2 protein-coding genes are annotated in these 2,207 nt (G+C 48.0%); both read right to left on the bottom strand.

Features of this window, described 5'->3' with window-relative positions:
- Positions 1–143: 143 nt before the first annotated feature.
- Entirely contained in the window at positions 144–1,094 is a 951-nt protein-coding gene (locus JF818_RS15895; protein WP_198893022.1) for a shikimate dehydrogenase, read from the bottom strand.
- 182 nt (positions 1,095–1,276) lie between these two features.
- Positions 1,277–2,207 (bottom strand): Gfo/Idh/MocA family protein (locus JF818_RS15890; protein WP_198893021.1); only part of this gene is annotated, 931 nt, incomplete at its 5' end.

The following is a 2,207-nucleotide window of genomic DNA, read 5'->3' as shown; positions in this document are numbered from 1 at the left end:
CTTCATTCTCCTAATCGGCCTCTTACGACCATCAAACATGTCGAACTTGCACCTACTCTGTCTTCCAACCTTGTATCTATAATGATACACCCTTCAGACAGAGCCTCAGTAACCACCTACTGACTTTTTATCATTCCTCCTGATTATTTTATTGCTTTCAATGCGATATCACAGATGGTGTCGAATGCGGGGCCGCTGACAGGGATATCAATATGGAAGACCTCTGCAATGACCTGTGTCCATCCATATATGAAATACTGCCAACCATCCACGATGGTAAGCTTTTTTTCTTCTTGTGCTGCCTTTGCCTGGCTGAGGAACTGCAGCTCACCCCGGTAGTTGAACTCCCAAACATATCCATTCTTGGGGAAGTGTGCGTTATCAGGAAGAGGGGAGCCTGGGCCATCCTTTCCAAGTCCTGTTGCATTGATCACGAGAGAACCCTCTGGCAATCTCTGCATCACAGCATCATTCTCCTCTGGTGTGGGACAGAGTTCATACGTGAATGCTATGGGGCTTTTCAGAGTCGCATGGATAGCCTTCATCTCTTCCAATCGTTTCTCACTGCGGTTTGTAATGATGATGTGCTTTGGAACGTCATCGGACTCTTTTGCCTTGTTGATCAGGTAAAGACTGAGTGCAAGTGAGCTGCCTCCAGCGCCCAAGAGAAGCATGGAAGCATCAAATTTGGTGAAATATCCTTTGGGCATATGATTTTCCAAGGCAAGGCCACTGGTGATTGGGTCCTTTGCGTGTGCCCAGAGTTCTTTTCCCCGTTTACTGATGGAACTCGCCTCATGCAGTAACTTGGTGTAGGGCCCAGTTCCTTCGAACAAGTCCTTGCTTGCTTGGTAACAATCGAGCTTATGGGTGGTGACCAAAGCTCCTAGGGAGTGATGATCATTCTTAATGAAGGAGACAGCTTCTCTGTATGCTTCTGGTGCGGAGTGTGGTGCAAAGTCGATCCCTTTCAGCTCGGCATCGATTCCAAAATGCTCCATCCATTTGGGAAATACTTTCATGATTGATGACTTGGTGGTAGTCACTCCGATAAAGTACATGGTGGGTTTCTGCGCAGGGGTATAGGTGGGCATGTTTGGCTCCTTCATCCTCTAATGTATCTAAATGTATGTATGTACGTATATACTATACCAAACTGATGATTTGTCAAGAAATATTGGGTGAGCAGCTGGCTGATTTGATTAGATGATGAAGAATGCCCCCCTCTCGATTGAAAGGGGGGTATAGTGGGGATTTCTCCAGTTTGGCTTTCTGTTTAATACCTTACAGGTTTTCCTTCTCTCTGGCTCCTGTACATGCCTTCGATCAGCTTGACGGTCTCCCTTCCTTCCTCACCAGAGGAGATAAGTGGGCCTTTCTTCAAGAGTGCCTGGGTGAAGTTCTCAATCTGCAGCGTAAAGAAGTAGGCAACTGGATCGATTGAGTTGAAGAGATTGGTATCTTCTGTCTTCCATATTCCAATATTCTGCTGTTCACCTTCAATGGTCCAGAGATCAGTTACAGGTGGCTCTGCTATTCCGCTTCTTCCTGCAATGAACATCGCCCCGCCATCTGTCTGTACTCCTGCCGAAGCAGCACTTGAACCGTGGACATGTACCTTGGCGTGAATACCAGGCTTTTGGGAGTTCGATACCAGTATCGAGGCAATTGCACCGCTCTCAAACCGTACCGTACCAACAGCGGTATCCTCTACCTCGATGTATGGGTGGTTCACGTTCTCCCACTGTGCGTAGACTTCCTTGACTGATCCAAGGTACCAACAGAGCAAGTCAAACTGGTGAGGCGCCTGGTTTATCAAGACACCACCACCCTCACTGTCCCACTTGCCTCTCCATGGGTCACTGTTGTAGTACTCCTCATCTCTCCAGCCCAGCATGGTTACCTGACCGATCATGGGAGTGCCAAGTTTCCCCTCATCGATAGCCTTCCTGATTCGCTGACTTGCGGGGAACCAACGACGTTGGCTGATAACCGCAAGCTGTTTCTTTTCTTGCCTTGCAACCTCGATCATGGCATCACACTCGCTTACGGTCAGTGCCATAGGTTTCTCTACCAGAACATGGGCTCCTGCCTGCAAGGCAGTAATGGCATGCTCCTTATGCAATGGATGAGGGGTGGTTATGATAACCGCATCAACCTCTTCTTCCTTGATCATCTGTTGCATATCGGTGAAAGCAGTAATATTC

Source organism: Sphaerochaeta sp. S2, from assembly GCF_016406725.1.
GTDB lineage: Bacteria > Spirochaetota > Spirochaetia > Sphaerochaetales > Sphaerochaetaceae > Sphaerochaeta.
The sequence above is the reverse complement of the archived record's forward strand: the minus strand, read 5'-3'. Positions and strand labels throughout refer to the sequence as shown.

Excerpts from the sequence above, each read along its gene's own strand:
- JF818_RS15895 (WP_198893022.1), bottom strand. The coding sequence starts at position 1,094 with ATGCCCACCTATACCCCTGCGCAGAAACCCACCATGTACTTTATCGGA.